Annotated in this window: 13 protein-coding genes and 2 pseudogenes; 3 read left to right on the forward strand and 12 right to left on the reverse strand. The window is 71.1% G+C overall.

Annotated features, from left to right (window positions below):
* Positions 1-17: 17 nt before the first annotated feature.
* Positions 18-890, forward strand: coding sequence for an undecaprenyl-diphosphate phosphatase (locus AB0I16_RS20395; protein ID WP_363250846.1), 873 nt, complete (start codon positions 18-20; stop codon positions 888-890).
* A gap of 81 nt (positions 891-971) precedes the next feature.
* Here the strand turns inward: AB0I16_RS20395 and AB0I16_RS20400 are convergent, their stop codons facing one another.
* The 6 genes from AB0I16_RS20400 to AB0I16_RS20425 form a co-directional block, all read right to left on the reverse strand.
* Positions 972-2144: an LLM class flavin-dependent oxidoreductase gene (locus AB0I16_RS20400; protein ID WP_363250847.1), complete on the reverse strand. Its 1173-nt coding sequence runs from the start codon at positions 2142-2144 to the stop codon at positions 972-974.
* A 29-nt stretch (positions 2145-2173) separates the two neighbouring features.
* Positions 2174-3361 (reverse strand): SfnB family sulfur acquisition oxidoreductase, encoded by a 1188-nt coding sequence (locus AB0I16_RS20405; protein ID WP_363250848.1) that lies wholly within the window; start codon positions 3359-3361, stop codon positions 2174-2176.
* Positions 3358-3915 (reverse strand): NADPH-dependent FMN reductase, encoded by a 558-nt coding sequence (ssuE, locus tag AB0I16_RS20410; protein ID WP_363250849.1) that lies wholly within the window; start codon positions 3913-3915, stop codon positions 3358-3360. The genes AB0I16_RS20405 and ssuE overlap by 4 nt, the downstream gene beginning before the upstream one ends.
* An 11-nt stretch (positions 3916-3926) precedes the next feature.
* A complete protein-coding gene (locus AB0I16_RS20415; RefSeq protein WP_363250850.1) occupies positions 3927-5144 on the reverse strand; it encodes an acyl-CoA dehydrogenase family protein in 1218 nt (405 codons plus the stop codon).
* Positions 5145-5183: 39 nt separating this feature from the next.
* Positions 5184-6311: a dimethylsulfone monooxygenase SfnG gene (gene sfnG, locus AB0I16_RS20420; RefSeq protein WP_363250851.1), complete on the reverse strand. Its 1128-nt coding sequence runs from the start codon at positions 6309-6311 to the stop codon at positions 5184-5186.
* A gap of 194 nt (positions 6312-6505) precedes the next feature.
* A complete protein-coding gene (locus tag AB0I16_RS20425; RefSeq protein WP_351078001.1) occupies positions 6506-6586 on the reverse strand; it encodes a putative leader peptide in 81 nt (26 codons plus the stop codon).
* Between the two features lie 120 nt (positions 6587-6706).
* Here AB0I16_RS20425 and AB0I16_RS20430 point away from each other — a divergent pair.
* Positions 6707-6829, forward strand: a pseudogene (locus tag AB0I16_RS20430) (LysR family transcriptional regulator); the annotation flags it as partial.
* A pseudogene (locus AB0I16_RS20435) lies at positions 6823-7008 on the forward strand (ATP-binding cassette domain-containing protein); the annotation flags it as partial. The pseudogenes AB0I16_RS20430 and AB0I16_RS20435, both read left to right, overlap by 7 nt.
* A 19-nt stretch (positions 7009-7027) precedes the next feature.
* Here the strand turns inward: AB0I16_RS20435 and AB0I16_RS20440 are convergent.
* The 6 genes from AB0I16_RS20440 to AB0I16_RS20465 form a co-directional block, all read right to left on the reverse strand.
* The gene (locus AB0I16_RS20440; RefSeq protein WP_363250852.1) at positions 7028-8155 is read right to left on the reverse strand and encodes an LLM class flavin-dependent oxidoreductase; all 1128 of its coding nucleotides are present in this window, start codon (positions 8153-8155) and stop codon (positions 7028-7030) included.
* The gene (locus tag AB0I16_RS20445; RefSeq protein ID WP_363250853.1) at positions 8148-9233 is read right to left on the reverse strand and encodes an LLM class flavin-dependent oxidoreductase; all 1086 of its coding nucleotides are present in this window, start codon (positions 9231-9233) and stop codon (positions 8148-8150) included. Before AB0I16_RS20445 ends, AB0I16_RS20440 begins: the two co-directional genes overlap by 8 nt.
* The gene (locus AB0I16_RS20450) at positions 9230-10639 is read right to left on the reverse strand and encodes an NtaA/DmoA family FMN-dependent monooxygenase (RefSeq protein ID WP_363250854.1); all 1410 of its coding nucleotides are present in this window, start codon (positions 10637-10639) and stop codon (positions 9230-9232) included. The genes AB0I16_RS20445 and AB0I16_RS20450 overlap by 4 nt, the downstream gene beginning before the upstream one ends.
* A 21-nt stretch (positions 10640-10660) precedes the next feature.
* Positions 10661-11863, reverse strand: a complete 1203-nt coding sequence (locus tag AB0I16_RS20455; protein WP_363250855.1) for an LLM class flavin-dependent oxidoreductase — start codon at positions 11861-11863, stop codon at positions 10661-10663.
* A gap of 81 nt (positions 11864-11944) precedes the next feature.
* Entirely contained in the window at positions 11945-12058 is a 114-nt protein-coding gene (locus AB0I16_RS20460) for a putative leader peptide (protein WP_363250856.1), read from the reverse strand.
* A gap of 285 nt (positions 12059-12343) precedes the next feature.
* The gene (locus AB0I16_RS20465; protein ID WP_363250857.1) at positions 12344-13603 is read right to left on the reverse strand and encodes a vanadium-dependent haloperoxidase; all 1260 of its coding nucleotides are present in this window, start codon (positions 13601-13603) and stop codon (positions 12344-12346) included.
* Between the last annotated feature and the right edge of the window lie 158 nt (positions 13604-13761).

The raw sequence follows: 13761 nt of genomic DNA on the forward strand, positions 1-13761 counted from the left end.
TGGACGGCGCAGTACTCATGTCTTGGCTTGAATCCTTCATCCTCGGGCTCGTCCAGGGACTGACCGAGTTCCTTCCCATCTCCTCCAGCGCGCATCTGCGGCTGACGGCGGCGTTCGCCGGCTGGCACGACCCCGGGGCGGCGTTCACGGCGATCACGCAGATCGGCACCGAGGCCGCCGTGCTCATCTACTTCCGCAAGGACATCGCGCGGATCTTGTCGGCGTGGTTCGGCTCCCTCTTCGGGAAGGTGCCGCGCTCGGACCACGACGCGCAGATGGGCTGGCTGGTCATCGTCGGCTCGATCCCGATCGGTGTGCTGGGCGTGACGTTCAAGGACCAGATCGAGGGCCCGTTCCGCGATCTGCGGCTCATCGCCACGACGCTGATCGTGATGGGCATCGTGCTCGGCATCGCCGACCGCCTGGCGGCCCGCGACGAGACGGGCGGCAGGCACCGCGTGGTGCGGGAGCGCAAGAGCCTGCGGGAACTCGGCGTCAGGGACGGCCTGATCTTCGGCATCTGCCAGGCCATGGCGCTGATCCCCGGCGTCTCGCGCTCGGGCGCCACGATCAGCGGCGGCCTCCTCATGGGCTACACGCGCGAGGCCGCGGCCCGCTACTCCTTCCTCCTGGCCATCCCCGCGGTCCTCGCCTCCGGCGTCTTCGAGCTGAAGGACGCGGGCGAGGGACATGTCTCCTGGGGCCCCACGATCTTCGCGACGCTCGTCGCCTTCGTGGTCGGCTACGCGGTGATCGCGTGGTTCATGAAGTTCATCACCACGAAGAGCTTCATGCCCTTCGTCTACTACCGGGTCCTGCTGGGCCTCGTCCTGATCGTGCTGGTCAGCATGGGCGTACTGAGCCCGCACGCGGGCGAGTCCGGCGGCTGAAACCGGGCCGCACACGTAGCGCTGACGTGTATTTCCTGGCGCTCGATCGCAGCACCACGCCGGCCTCCAAGTCGTCAGCGATCACCTGGGCCGTGGTGCGCTCGCGGCGCCGGCGAAGGGGACCTGGGCGGTGGGCCCCACATCCGTCACGGTGCGGAAGGGGTGGGTCCACAGGCCCTGTGCCGCGAGCCCGGGCAGGACGCCCTCGCCGAACCAGTACGCCTCCTCCAGGTGCGGGTAGCCGGAGAGCACGAACTCCTCGATGCCCAGGGCCGCGTACTCCTTGATCCGCTCGGCGACCTCCTCGTGGCTGCCGACCAGCGCTGTGCCCGCGCCGCCCCGGACCAGCCCGATGCCGGCCCACAGGTTCGGATGGATCTCCAGGGCGTCCCGGCTGCCGCCGTGCAGGGCGAGCATGCGCTGCTGCCCCTCGGACTCACTGCGGGCCAGGCCCGCCTGGACGGCCTTGACGGCCTCCGGATCGAAGCCGTCCACGAGCCGGTTCGCCTCCGTCCATGCCTGCTCGGACGTGTCGCGCGTGATGACGTGCAGCCGGATGCCGAACCGGACGGTGCGTCCCTGCTCGGCTGCCAGCCTCCGGATCCACGCAATCTTCTCGGCGACGGCGGTCGGCGGCTCGCCCCAGGTGAGGTAGACGTCCGCATGGCGGGCGGCGATCTCGCCGGCGATCGGTGAGGAGCCGCCGAAGTACACCTCGGGGGCCGGGTCGGGCACCCGGGCCAGCGTGGCGTCCTCGACCTGGAGGTGCTCGCCGACCAGATCGACGGTCTTGCCCTCCCACAGCTCCCGGACGATCCGCAGGAATTCGCCCGTGCGGCGGTACCGGTCGTCCTTGCCGAGGAAGTCGCCGTAGGCGCGCTGTTCGTGGCTCTCGCCGCCGGTGACGACGTTGAGCAGCAGCCGTCCGCCGGTCTGCCGCTGGAAGGTGGACGCCATCTGTGCGGCGAGCGTGGGTGAGACGAAGCCGGGCCGGAAGGCGACCAGGAACTTCAGCCGCTCGGTGTTCTGGCTGACCATCGCGGTGGTGAGCCACGCGTCCTCGCACCAGGCGCCGGTGGGGGTGAGGGCGCCGACGAAGCCGAGGTCCTCGGCTGCGCGGGCGATCTGGCTCAGGTAGGCGACGGACGGCGGCCGGTCGCGGCCGAAGGCGGTGGCGGGGGTGCCGTGGCCGCCGCCGACGACGTGGCGGCTGTCGCCGTTGGTGGGCAGGAACCAGTGGAAGGTGAGGGACACGTGGGGGTCTCCGTTCGAGGGGCGTCGGTCTACAGCAGTCCGTGCCGGGGCGGCCGGGTGCCGTTCAGGATGTAGCGGCCGATGTGCTGGACCTTCCAGCGGGTCGGATCGTGCAGGGTGTGAGTGCGGGCGTCACGCCAGTGGCGGTGCAGGCCCAGGGAGTCGAGGGCGGCGCGGGTGCCGGCGACCTCGAAGAGAGCGCTGCCGACCTCCACGGCGGCCTCCGCCGCGGTCACCTTGGCCGCGGCGACCGCGATCGACGCCTCGGCGGCGGAGTCGTCGGTCAGGTCGTCCCGGGCGGCGTCGACCCTCCGGGCGGCCTCGCGCAGCAGTGCCCGCGCCGCCCTGACCCGGAGGTCGAGCTCGCCGAACCGCTGGACGAGCAGCGGGTCCTGCGCGGCCGTCTCGAACCCGCTCTCGAACCACGGCCGGCTCTTCGTACGGACGAAGTCCACGGCCTCCGCGAGCGCGCCGGAGGCGATGCCCGCGTCGATGGCGGCGTGCAGCAACTGGGCGACGGCGCCGTGGAGCTGAGGCCCCTGGAAGGTGAGGTGGTGCGGTACGACCCGGTCGGCGGGCACGGGCACCGACTCCAGGCGGACGGTTCCGCTGGCGGTGGTGCGCTGTCCCATGCCGTCCCAGTCGTCCACGACCGTGAGGCCGGGCGCGTCGTGCGGTACGTACGCCACGTACAGGGTGTCGTCGTCGGCGCGGGCGAGGACGGGGACCCAGTGGGCGAACAGGGCACCGGTGGAGTAGTGCTTGACGCCGTCGAGGACGTACGACCCGTCCGGGCGTCGCGCGAGCCTGGTACGGATGTCCTGCACGTGCTTGGTGCCCGCCTCGGACTGGGCGTTGCCGAATCGCTTGCCGCGCAGCACCTCACCGAAGAAGAACTTCCGCTGCTCGTGCGTCCCCTGCCGGCGCAGCACGTTGACGTAGACGAAGTGGCTCTGCGGGATCTGGGCGAGGCTGGCGTCGGCGGCGGCCAGCAGCCGAAAGACCTCGGCGAGCGTCTCCGCGCGGACGTCCGCGCCGCCGAACTCGGCCGGCACGTTCACCCCGAGCAGCCCGGAGGCGGAGAGCCGTTCCAGCTCCGCGTGCGGCAGCCGGCGTACCGCGTCCCGCTCCGCGGCGTCCTTGCGGAAGTCCGCGGCCAGACCGGCGGCGACGGCGAGGGCCTCACCGTCGCCGCCGATCACGACCGGGGCGCTCATCCGGTGGCCGCCAGCGGTGCCGTACGGCCGCCCAGCGCGAGCGAGAACTGGTCCGTGACCTGGGCCAGCGCCTCGGCCGAGCCCGGCGCGACGATCAGCGAGCCGTCGTCGCCCACGGTGAGGTCCTTGTCGAGGGTGAACCAGCCCGGGACGATGTGCGTGGCACCCATGGAACTCAGCACGGGGCGCAGGGCGTAGTCGATGGCCAGGACGTGGGCGGTGGAGCCGCCCGTGGCCAGCGGCAGCACCGTCTTGCCGGCCAGCGCGTACTGCGGGAGCAGGTCCAGCAGGGACTTCAGCAGCCCGGAGTAGGCGGCCTTGTAGACGGGGGTACCGACCACGACCCCGTCGGCCCGCTCGACCAGGGCGGTGGCCCGGATGATCTCCGGGTGCCGGAAGTCCGCCCCGAGCAGGGCCTCGGCGGGCAGGGTCCGGACGTCGAACGCGATCACCTCGTGGCCCTGCGCGGTGAGCCGGTCGTCCAGGTGGCGCAGCAGCCGGGCGGTGCGGGAGGTGGCGGAGGGACTGCCGGAAACGGAGAGGATGGTGGCCATGCGAGGACCTTTCAGGAGTACCAGGTGGGCTGCGGCAGTTCGCCGGTGAGGACGTGGCGGCCGATCTCGCGGCGCTTGTAGGCGACCGGGTCGTGGAGCGAGTGGGTGCGGACGTTGCGCCAGAAGCGGTCGAGGCCCTCCGCGGAGGCGGTGGCACGCGCACCGGTCACCTCGAAGACGCGATGGGTGATGTCCAGGGCCACGTCGGTGGCGCGGGCCTTCACCGCGGCCACCCGGACCTCGAACTCGCCCCGGGCCTGTTCGGTGACCGCGTCCGGGTCGTCGTGCAGCCTCTGGCCCTCGGCGGCCACGGCGTCGGCCAGGGCCTCGACGGCCCACAGCTTGGCGGTGAGGTCGCCGTAGATGTCGATGACGTACGGCTCGTCGACGGCGCGCTCGTGGCCGCCGTGCAGCCAGGGCCGTGACTTGGTCCGGGTGTAGGTGGCGGCGGTCTCCAGTGCGCCGGCGGCGATGCCGAGGTAGAAGTTGACGAAGACGAGCTGGATGGTGGGCACGTTGAGGGTGTTGTAGACGCGCGGCCGGAACCGCTTGTCGACGTAGCCCGCCGCGGCCGACCAGGGGACCCGTACGGCGTCGAGGGTGACGCCGCCGCTCTCGGTGAGGCGCTGGCCGATGTTGTCCCAGTCGTCGTGGAAGGTCAATCCCTCGCTGTCGGACGGGACGATGGCGAAAACGTGGTCGTCGGTGCCGGCCAGGACGCCTTCCAGCACGGTGACGTCGGAGACCTTGCTGCCGGTGGAGAAGGACTTGCGGCCGGTGAAGGTGAGCGTGTCGCCCTCGTCCCTCACCACCACGTCCTCGTCGCGCGGGTTGACCGCGCCGCCGAAGAACCACTGGCTGCGGGCGGCCTCGGCCTCTACGTGCTCCCACTGCTCGCGGGTGCCGACGATCCGGGCGGCCCAGTTCCACAGGTAGTGGTAGCCGAGCAGCTGGCCGATGGAACCGTCCGCCTTGGCGACCTCGCGGACGACACGGTAGGCAGTGGGCCAGTCCTGGCCCCCGCCGCCGTGCTCGACGGGGCCGAGGAGGGTGACCAGGCCGGACTCCTTCAGCAGCCGGACCTCGGCGTACGGGGTGGCGGCGGCCTTGTCCCGGGCAGCGGCGTCGGAGGCGAGGACGGCCGCGACCTCGGCGGCGCGGGCGATCCAGCCGGCGGCGTCGGTCGGGGCGGGGGCGGTCTTCCAGTCGGCCGGTGCGGCGGTGCTCATGGGGATACCTCTCTTACTGTCGGTGCCGGTCACGGGTGGTCAGGCGCGGGCGGCGACGAGTTCGGACTCGGGCTGCTGGGCCTCCAGTTCGCGTACGAGGGGCAGCACCCGCTTGCCGAAGTAGTCGACCTCCTCCAGGTAGTGCAGGAAGCCGAGGAGGAAGAGGTCGACGCCGAGCCGCTTGTAGGCGACGATCCGCTCGGCGATCTGCTCAGGGGTGCCGATCAGACCCGTACGGAAGCCGTCGTTGTACTGGACGAGGTCCTCGAAGTCCGAGTCCTGCCACATGCCCTTGCCGTCAGCGGTGGACTGCCCGGCCTGCTGGACAGCGTCCCGGAAGCCGTGCACGGCCGGGGTGTCGGCCTTGGCGACGATCTCGCGGAGCGTGTCGCGGGCCTCGGCCTCGGTGTCGCGGGCGATGAGGAAGCCGTTGAGTCCGAACTTCGGTGGCGTACGGCCCGCTTGGGCGGCGGAGGCGCGGATGTCGTCGATCTGCCCGGTGACGCCCTCGAAGTCCTTGCCGTTGCTGAAGTACCAGTCGGAGACGCGGCCGGCCATGGCGCGGGCGGCGGTGGAGTTGCCGCCCTGGAAGATCTCCGGGTGCGGACGCCCGGGGGTGTTCAGCGGCTTGGGCTTGAGGGAGAAGTCGCGCACCCGGTAGAAGTCGCCGGCGAGTTCGGCGTGGTCCTCGGTCCAGATCGTCCGCAGGGCGGTGATGAACTCCTCCGCGCGCCGGTAGCGTTCGTCGTGCTCCAGCCAGGGCTCGCCGAGAGCGGTGAACTCGGCCTTGAACCAGCCGCTGACGACGTTGACGGCGAAGCGGCCGTCCGACAGGTGGTCGGCTGTGGCGCCGAGCTTGGCGAGGACGCCCGGGTGCCACAGGCCGGGGTGGACCGCGGCGATGACCTTCAGCCGCTCGGTGGCAAGCAGCAGGGCGAGGCTGAAGCTGGTCGACTCGTGCTGGTACTCGGCGCCGTAACCGGCCATGTAGCGGACCTGGCTGAGGGCGTAGTCGAAGCCGTTGTTCTCGGCGAGGACGGCCAGTTCGCGGTTGTAGTCGTAGCCCCAGTCGGTGCGCTGCTCGATGGTGCTGGTGACCAGGCCGCCGCTGACGTTCGGCACCCAGTAGGCGAAACGGACGGGGTCGGGTCCGGGGATTGCGGGCATGGGGAAACTCCTGGCATGAGTACGCACGCGAAAGGGGCGCATGTGTGAGAGGGAAACGTCTCCAGTGACCGGAATCCGGACGTGTGGGGACGACGTTCCCGGGAAAAGCCGGCATCACCGCGGACAACGGCTTGCAGGGGAATTCGCGAAGGAAGGAAGATCAGCGCGAGTGCGAGGGTTTCCCTCGGATGCGCTCAGACCCGACAGCGACAGCAGGAGCTGGAGACACGCGCAAGGTCGACGTGGCGTCGCCGCGTGAGGTCCTGTCGCTTCATGTCATCGATCAAAGCAGCGGGGAGTCCGGCCGGTCAAGAATGCCCGGAGCTGATTCCACATGCTGAAAGCAGGAATTCACGAGGTTGTGACAGGGTTTCCCTTGAACCCGGTCGGCGGTGATGGGCAGCCTCGCTGTCGTGCGTAGAGAACAGCTCGAATACCAGCCGGCGCTCAGCGAGACCGTGCGCGATCTGGAGCGCGAGCTGGGCGTGGACCTGCTGGAGCTCAAGCGGTCCGGGGCGGTCTGGAGAGCACCGAGAAGCGGCGTGTCCGGGAGATCTCCGGCGGCCGGCGGCAGCGCGTCGCCATCGTCCGGGCCCTCGCTGTCGAGAACCCGCTCTTCCTGCTCGACGAGCCGTTCACGGTGCTGGACGCGCTGACCCGGGAGCGGCTTCAAGAGGACGTCCGCCGGGTGACCTCCCGCAGGCCGGGCCTCCCGCTCACCTCCGGCTCCACTCCCGCGCAAGCAGTTCGTACGACCTCACCCGATCGGCGTGGTCATGGGTGATCGTCGTGATGAGCAACTCGTGTGCCCCGGTGGCCTCTTGGAGCTGCACCAGGCCGTCTGCCACCTGTTCCGGTGAGCCGACGAACTGCGTGTCCACGCGGTCCCGCACCAGCTCCCGGTCCTCGTCACTCCACTCGAAGGCCCGGGCCTGCTCCGGCGTCGGGTACTCGATGGCGCCCTCGGCGGTGCGGATGCTGCGGACCCAGGCCGCGTAACCGGTGGCGAGCTCGCGGGCCGTCTCCTCGTCCTCCGCCACGACCACGTCGGCCGAGACGCTGACGTACGGCTTGTCGAGGAAGTCGGAGGGCTGGAAGAAGGCCCGGTAGCCCTCCACGGCCTCCAGCACGGTGGCGGGGCTGACGTGGTAGTTCGCGGCGAACCGCAGCCCCCGCGCGCCCGCCGCCTCGGCGCTCTGGCCGCCGCTGCTGCCCAGTATCCACACCTCGACGTCGGCGCCCTCGCCCGGCACGGCGTGCGCCTCGACGCCCTCCGGGGACCGGTAGGTGCCGGCCAGCAGGGCGAGGATGTCGTCGATCTGCTCGGCGTAGTCTGGCGACTCGGCACCGGGCAGCAGGAGCAGCTTGCGCTGCAGGGCGATGCGGGGTGAGCCGAGGAGGCGTTCGAAGGAGAAGCGGGACGGGATCAGCAGGCCGTTCGGGGCCCGGCCGTCCACGACGGGCGTCACGGTCGCAGGCGCTGCGTTCGCCTGTCCCGGCGGGCGGCCGCCCGAGCGGCCCAGGCCGAGGTCGAAGCGGCCGGGGTGCAGGGCGTCGATCAGGCCGAACTCCTCGACCGTGCTGAGCGCGGTGCGGTGGCCGAGCTGTACGGCGCCGGAGCCGAGCCGGATCGTGGACGTGGCGGAGGCGGTCAGCGCGAGGACGACCGCGGGGGAGGTGCCTGCGACGCCCGGGTTGAGGTGGTGCTCGGCGAACCAGTACCGGGCGTACCCGAAGCGCTCGGCGTGCTGGGCCAGGTCGATGGAGTTGCGCAGGGCGTCGGCGGCCGTCGAGCCGGACGGTATCGGCACCAGGTCGAGGACGCCGAGTGGGATGTCAGGCATGGGCGGGTTCCTCCTCGGTGACGGGCAGGACCGGTCCCCAGACGAAGGGCGGGTCCGGGATGTCGCGGCGCAGTACCGGGGCGACATCGGACTGGAAGAGCTGGAGCGAGGCGCGGTGCTGCGCATCGGTCAACCCGTTGGCGTCCGCCTGCAGATGGAGCACCGTGTGCCCGAACTGCTCGTGGTAGCGGTGCACCTTGTCTGTGACCTGCTGCGGGCTGCCGATCAGGGCGGAGCTGCGCTCGACGAAGTCCTCCACGGTCTCGAAGACCACCGGCAGGCCTGACTGCTTGTGGAACGCCAGCGTGGACTCGAAGATCGGCCGGTATGCCTTGAGGGCTTCCTGGGAGGTGCGGGTCACGAGGAGCCCGGCCGTGCCGGCACCGACCGCGATCCTCGCCGGGTCGTGGCCGTGGAATTCCCAGCGCTCGCGGTAGTACCTGATCAACTCGGCGTACGGCTCGATGGGGTTGGTGACGTTCGCCGAGAACAGCGGATCGCCGTAGCGGGCGGCCAGGTCCACCGACTCCTTGCTGGTGGCGCTGCCGTGCCAGACCCGGACGGGCCGCTGGTAGGGCCGCGGCCACACCTCGGCGTCCGTCAGCGGAGGGCGGAAGCGAGTCGCTGCGGTCACCTTGTCCTGCCGCCAGATCTGCCGGAACACCTCGTAGCTCTCGGCGTTGCGGTCCCACTGGTCCTCGGGTGTGACGTGGAACAGCTCGCGCTGGGCGGCGCCGTTGCCCTTGCCGATGATCAGCTCCAGCCGTCCCCCGGAGAGATGGTCGAGGGTGGCGTAGTCCTCGTAGGCGCGCACCGGGTCCAGGAGGCTGAGCGTGGTCACGGCGGTGAACAGCCGGATGCGTCGGGTCAGTGCCGCGATGTGGCTGAGGACGACGGTCGGCGAGGAAGAGATGAACGGCCGCTCATGCCGCTCCCCCACACCGAAGCCGTCGAAGCCGAGTTCCTCGGCGAGCAGGGCGTTGTCGAGGACCTCACGGAACCGGTCATGGGTCGGCTTGTGCACCCCGGTGATCGGATCCGGCCGGTGCACTATCAGGGTGATGGCGAGGAACTTCACGACGCCGCCCGTTCGTCACGGACGTCGTCGATGGGGGTCCCCCCGCTTGAGCGGAGCCGGGAGTGGGGGAGGGCCAGACCGAGATGGTCGCGCAGGGTCGCGCCCTCGTACTCCGTGCGGAACACGCCCTGTTCCTGCAGGAGCGGGACGACCTTGTCGGCGAACTCGTCGAGGCCGGTCGGGGTAGTGTGCGGGACGAGGATGAAGCCGTCACTTGCGTCGGCCTGCACGAACTCGTTGATGGTGCGGGCGAGCGTCTCCGCCGAACCGATGAAGTTCTGCCGGTTCCCGGTCGCGATGGCCAGGTCACGGATCGACCAGTTGTTCGCGGCGGCGAGCTCGCGCCACTCGCGGGCGGTGGCCAGCGGGTCGCGGTACATGCGGACCTGGGCGCGGCCCTTGGAGATGTGGTCGTCGCTGACGTCCGGGTCGATGTCGGGGAGGGGGCCGTCCGGGTCGTAGGAGGACAGGTCCCGGTTCCAGACGAACTCCAGGTGCTTGAGGGCGGTGGCGCCGCTGACCTGCCGGCGGCGCACCAGCTTGGCCAGCTCCTCCGCCTCGGCGTCGGTGTCGGCGAGGGTGAAGGTGGCGGCGGGCAGGATCAACAGCTGGTCGGGGCGGCGGCCGTACTTGGCGAGGCGCTTCTTGACGTCGGTGTAGAAGGTCTGGCCCGCTTCGAGGGTGGCGTGCCTGCTGAAGATCGCGTCGGCTTCGGAGGCGGCGAACTCGCGGCCTTCCTCGGAGTCGCCGGCCTGGAAGATCACCGGCCTGCCCTGCGGGGAGCGCGGGACGTTGAACTGCCCGTGGATGTCGAAGTGTTGCCCGGTGTGGACGAAGGCGCCGGCCTTGGCCTCCCGCAGGAAGGTGCCGGTCTCCTGGTCGGCGAGGATGTCGTCGCCGTGCCAGGAGTCGAAGAGTTCGTTCGCCGTGGCCAGGAACTCCTTGGCGCGGGAGTACCGCTCCTTCTGCGGCAGGAAGCCGCCGCGGCGGAAGTTCTCGCCGGTGAAGGCGTCCCAGGAGGTGACGACGTTCCAGGCGGAGCGCCCGCCGGAGAGGTGGTCGAGGCTGGCGAACTGGCGGGCGACTTCGTAGGGCTCGTTGAAGGTGGAGTTGATGGTGCCGGTCAGACCGAGGTGGTCGGTGACCGCGGCGAGTGCGGCAAGGACGGTGAAGGTGTCGGGGCGACCGACGACGTCCAAGTCGTATATCTCGCCGCCCTGTTCCCGCAGCCTGAGGCCCTCGGCGAGGAACAGGAAGTCGAACTTGGCGCGCTCGGCTGTCTGCGCGAAGTGGACGAAGGAGCTGAACTCGATGTGGCTGCCGGCTGCCGGGTCGCTCCACACGGTGGTGTTGTTGACGCCGGGGAAGTGGGCGGCCAGATGGATCTGCTTCAAAGGCTTGGTCATCGGTCGGGGCATCCTTCCGGCTCAGGCAGCGGCGTAGCGGTTGGCGGGGCGGGCAAGGCCCAGCAGGCCGCGCAGGGTGTCGGCCTCGTAGGCGCCGCGGAAGACGCCCCGGTGCTGCAGTGCGGGGACCAGCCTCCGGGTGATCGCCGGGAGGTCGTGGCCGGCGACGGCGGGGCGCAGCCGGAAGCCGGTCAGCCCGGCGCCGCGCAACTCCGTCAGCACGTCGGCGAGTTGGTCAGGCGTACCGGCGAAGATCCGGGCGTCGCTGGTGTACGGCTCCCCCACAAGGGCGTCGAGGCGCGCGCGCCGGTCCTCCGCAGCAGCCTGGTCGTCGTCCAGGAAGACCACCACGTCGCCGAAGACATGCAGGGGTTCACCTGCTCGCCCGGCCGTCTCCTGCTCGGCGCGGATCTCGGCGACGATCCCGCGGGCCTGCTCGGCGTCGTGCGGGGTGACGTAGCCGATGTCGGCCTGCCGGGCCACCAGCCGGTACGGAACGGTCTGGTGGGCGAGGGCGCTGACGATCGGCTGGCCCTGCGGCGGACGGGGCGTGATGCTGGGGCCCCTGACGCTGAAGTGCCTGCCCTCGAAGTCGATGTGGTGCAGCTTGTCGCGGTCGATGAAGCGGCCGGTGGCAGCGTCCCGGATCTCGGCGTCGTCCTCCCAGCTGTCCCAGAGGCGGCGCACCACCTCCACGTAGTCGGCGGCCTCGTCGAACAGGTCGGTCACCACCTCCTGGGCGGCCGGGCTGTCGTATGCCTCGACGCGCGGGATGGTGCGGCGGCCGAAGTGCGCGGCCTCGTTCGGGCGGGCGGTGATCTGCACGCGCAGGCCGGCGCGGCCGGCGCTGACGTAGTCGAGGGTGGCGATCGCCTTGGAGATATGGAACGGCTCCGTGTGCGTGGAGACCACCGTCGGCACCAGACCTATGTGCCGGGTCAACGGTGCGATGCGGGAGGCGACGAGGACGGCGTCGAGGCGGCCGCGCACCTGGTCGCTGCGCTCGTCCGGGTCCAGGAAGTGGGAGGACTGCGGGCCGAGGCCGTCCTCGATGGTCACGAAGTCGAGCAGACCGCGTTCGGCCTCGGTGACCAGATCGGCCCAGTATCCGGCAGTGAACAGATCGCGCGGGCGGGCCACCGGCTCGCGCCACGAGGCGGGATGCCAGCCGGTGCCGTCCAGGGCGACGGCAAGGTGCAGGGAGGAGGGAGTTGTCGAGGACACGAGTGGGTGCCTTCCTGGAAGTCCGTGACGAGAACGCCGGCCCCCTCAGACAGGAGGAGGCAACGGCGGTGAGGGAACGGGTCAGGAACAACAGAGCGCGCCGGCCACGCGCTGGAGGTCTATGTGGGGCCGGGAGTGGAGGTGGACGGCGTGGAACATGTGCGTCACGACCGCCACCTCCGTCCTCAGGATCATGCGCGTCGGCGCCTCGCACACCTCGTCGTGACTCACAACGCCCCGGCTTCGCCCGATGTTCCCGGGCCGCGGACGAGGCCGGTGAGCGGGTTCGTCCGCCCGAGCGCCGAGAGCTGCCGCCGCGCACCGAGCGTGGACGTGAGCGGGCTCGACAGCAGGGCGGTGGGCCCCTCCGAGCCCGGGCTCAGGCCGGGTGCGGTACGCGCGACAGCCGACCGCTACGACGTCGAGACCGGTGTTGGTCAGGGACACTCCGCGGCCGGCAGCACCTGGTGCCGGTGCCGCTCACAGCGTGCCGAACAGGCGCGCGGCGTTGCGCAGGGCGTGCGTCGCCACCCGCTCGCCGAGGACGAGACCGGCCTCGTCGGCCGAGCGGGTGTGGATGCCGGAGTACACGCGGGCGTCCACGTTCTCCTGGGACAGTCGGCTCCAGGCCGTGTACGTGCGGGTCACTCCGGGGGCGGTGGGGCTGGTCAGCCGGAAGGGCGCCGTGCGCGGCCCGACGAGCGCCGAGAGGACCGCTTCCGCGGCGCCCGAGTACGTGGTGTGGCCGCTGGGGTAGTCGGGATGGGCCGGCGTGGTGTGCAGCGGCGTCCATGAGGGGTCGGGGTCGATCGAACCGGTACGGATGGCCGTGATCGGGCGCCACCGCAGATGGGCGTACTTGCTGTCGGAGGTGGCGATCTGCGTGTCCACCAGGGCGACGTGGAACAGGGCCACCAGCCTGGCCCGCCCGGCGCTGGAATGCGGTGACCGGGCGAGGGCCACCCGCAGTGGCTCGGTGTACAGCGTCAGTGAGGATCCGAGCCAGAAGGTGGCGGTCTCTGTCTGCCTCTCCGTGCGCACGGTGCTGTCCACCGCCCCGTATGCACGGACTTCGGCCAGTTCGGCGCGGTAGCGCGCGGAGTCCAGGGCGGGCGGTGCGGTCAGCCGGTACTGGTCGGGGCTGTCCAGCAGGAAGGGCCGGGCGAGCCGATTGCCGTACTGCGCGGCCGGGGCGTGGGCGGGCGGGGTCGGCTGCCACACCCCAGGAGCCGCCGGGGGGACGGTGAACGGCGCGTCGACCGAGGCCGGGTCGAGGCCGTCACCCTCGCGGGCGGCGAGCACCAGCCGCGCCTGGCGGGCGCCGGCCGCCACGCCCTTCGACTCGGCCGCTCCGTCGGGAACGCCCTGAAGCGTCGTGCGCAGAGCGGCGTCCAGTTCCTGAGCGCGGGAGGGGACCAGCGCCACCAGCGCGTCGTGCAGGGCGGACGCCAGGGCCGCGTCCTGGAAGTCGCCCCGGTCGACGCCTGACGGCACCTGGCGGGCGGCTCGGGCCGCCGCGAGCCAACTGACGGCCCAGGTCCGGCTGTTGGTGATCTGCGTCGGGGCGGCGTCCGCCGCGACGGTGGCCGCTGTCGTGTCGTACCAGTCGAGCGCGACGGACGAACGCGGCTGCTCCTCCACCACGGCAGCCGCGGCGGACGGGACGGTGACGGAGGCTGCCAGCAGGACGGCCGAGCCCAGCGCCACCAGGACGGGATGACGGGTTCTGAACGGTTTCACGCGTACTCCTTCGTGGACGTGCGGACGGCCGGTGGTGTTGTGGACGCCGGGGAGTGAGCGGCGAGGTGAACTCACGCTCGGGGCCCGGTCATTGCGGCGGTTGTCGTGGTGTGCGTCATCGGGTCGCCTCCGTGTATCGGTCGTATCGGTCGTATCGG

The organism is Streptomyces sp. NPDC050703 (assembly GCF_040654435.1).
Lineage (GTDB): Bacteria > Actinomycetota > Actinomycetes > Streptomycetales > Streptomycetaceae > Streptomyces.

Excerpts from the sequence above, each read along its gene's own strand:
- AB0I16_RS20395 (WP_363250846.1), top strand. The coding sequence starts at position 18 with ATGTCTTGGCTTGAATCCTTCATCCTCGGGCTCGTCCAGGGACTGACC.
- AB0I16_RS20405 (WP_363250848.1), bottom strand. The coding sequence starts at position 3,361 with ATGAGCGCCCCGGTCGTGATCGGCGGCGACGGTGAGGCCCTCGCCGTC.
- ssuE (WP_363250849.1), bottom strand. The coding sequence starts at position 3,915 with ATGGCCACCATCCTCTCCGTTTCCGGCAGTCCCTCCGCCACCTCCCGC.
- AB0I16_RS20415 (WP_363250850.1), bottom strand. The coding sequence starts at position 5,144 with ATGAGCACCGCCGCACCGGCCGACTGGAAGACCGCCCCCGCCCCGACC.
- sfnG (WP_363250851.1), bottom strand. The coding sequence starts at position 6,311 with ATGCCCGCAATCCCCGGACCCGACCCCGTCCGTTTCGCCTACTGGGTG.
- AB0I16_RS20425 (WP_351078001.1), bottom strand. The coding sequence starts at position 6,586 with ATGAAGCGACAGGACCTCACGCGGCGACGCCACGTCGACCTTGCGCGT.
- AB0I16_RS20440 (WP_363250852.1), bottom strand. The coding sequence starts at position 8,155 with ATGCCTGACATCCCACTCGGCGTCCTCGACCTGGTGCCGATACCGTCC.
- AB0I16_RS20450 (WP_363250854.1), bottom strand. The coding sequence starts at position 10,639 with ATGACCAAGCCTTTGAAGCAGATCCATCTGGCCGCCCACTTCCCCGGC.
- AB0I16_RS20460 (WP_363250856.1), bottom strand. The coding sequence starts at position 12,058 with ATGATCCTGAGGACGGAGGTGGCGGTCGTGACGCACATGTTCCACGCC.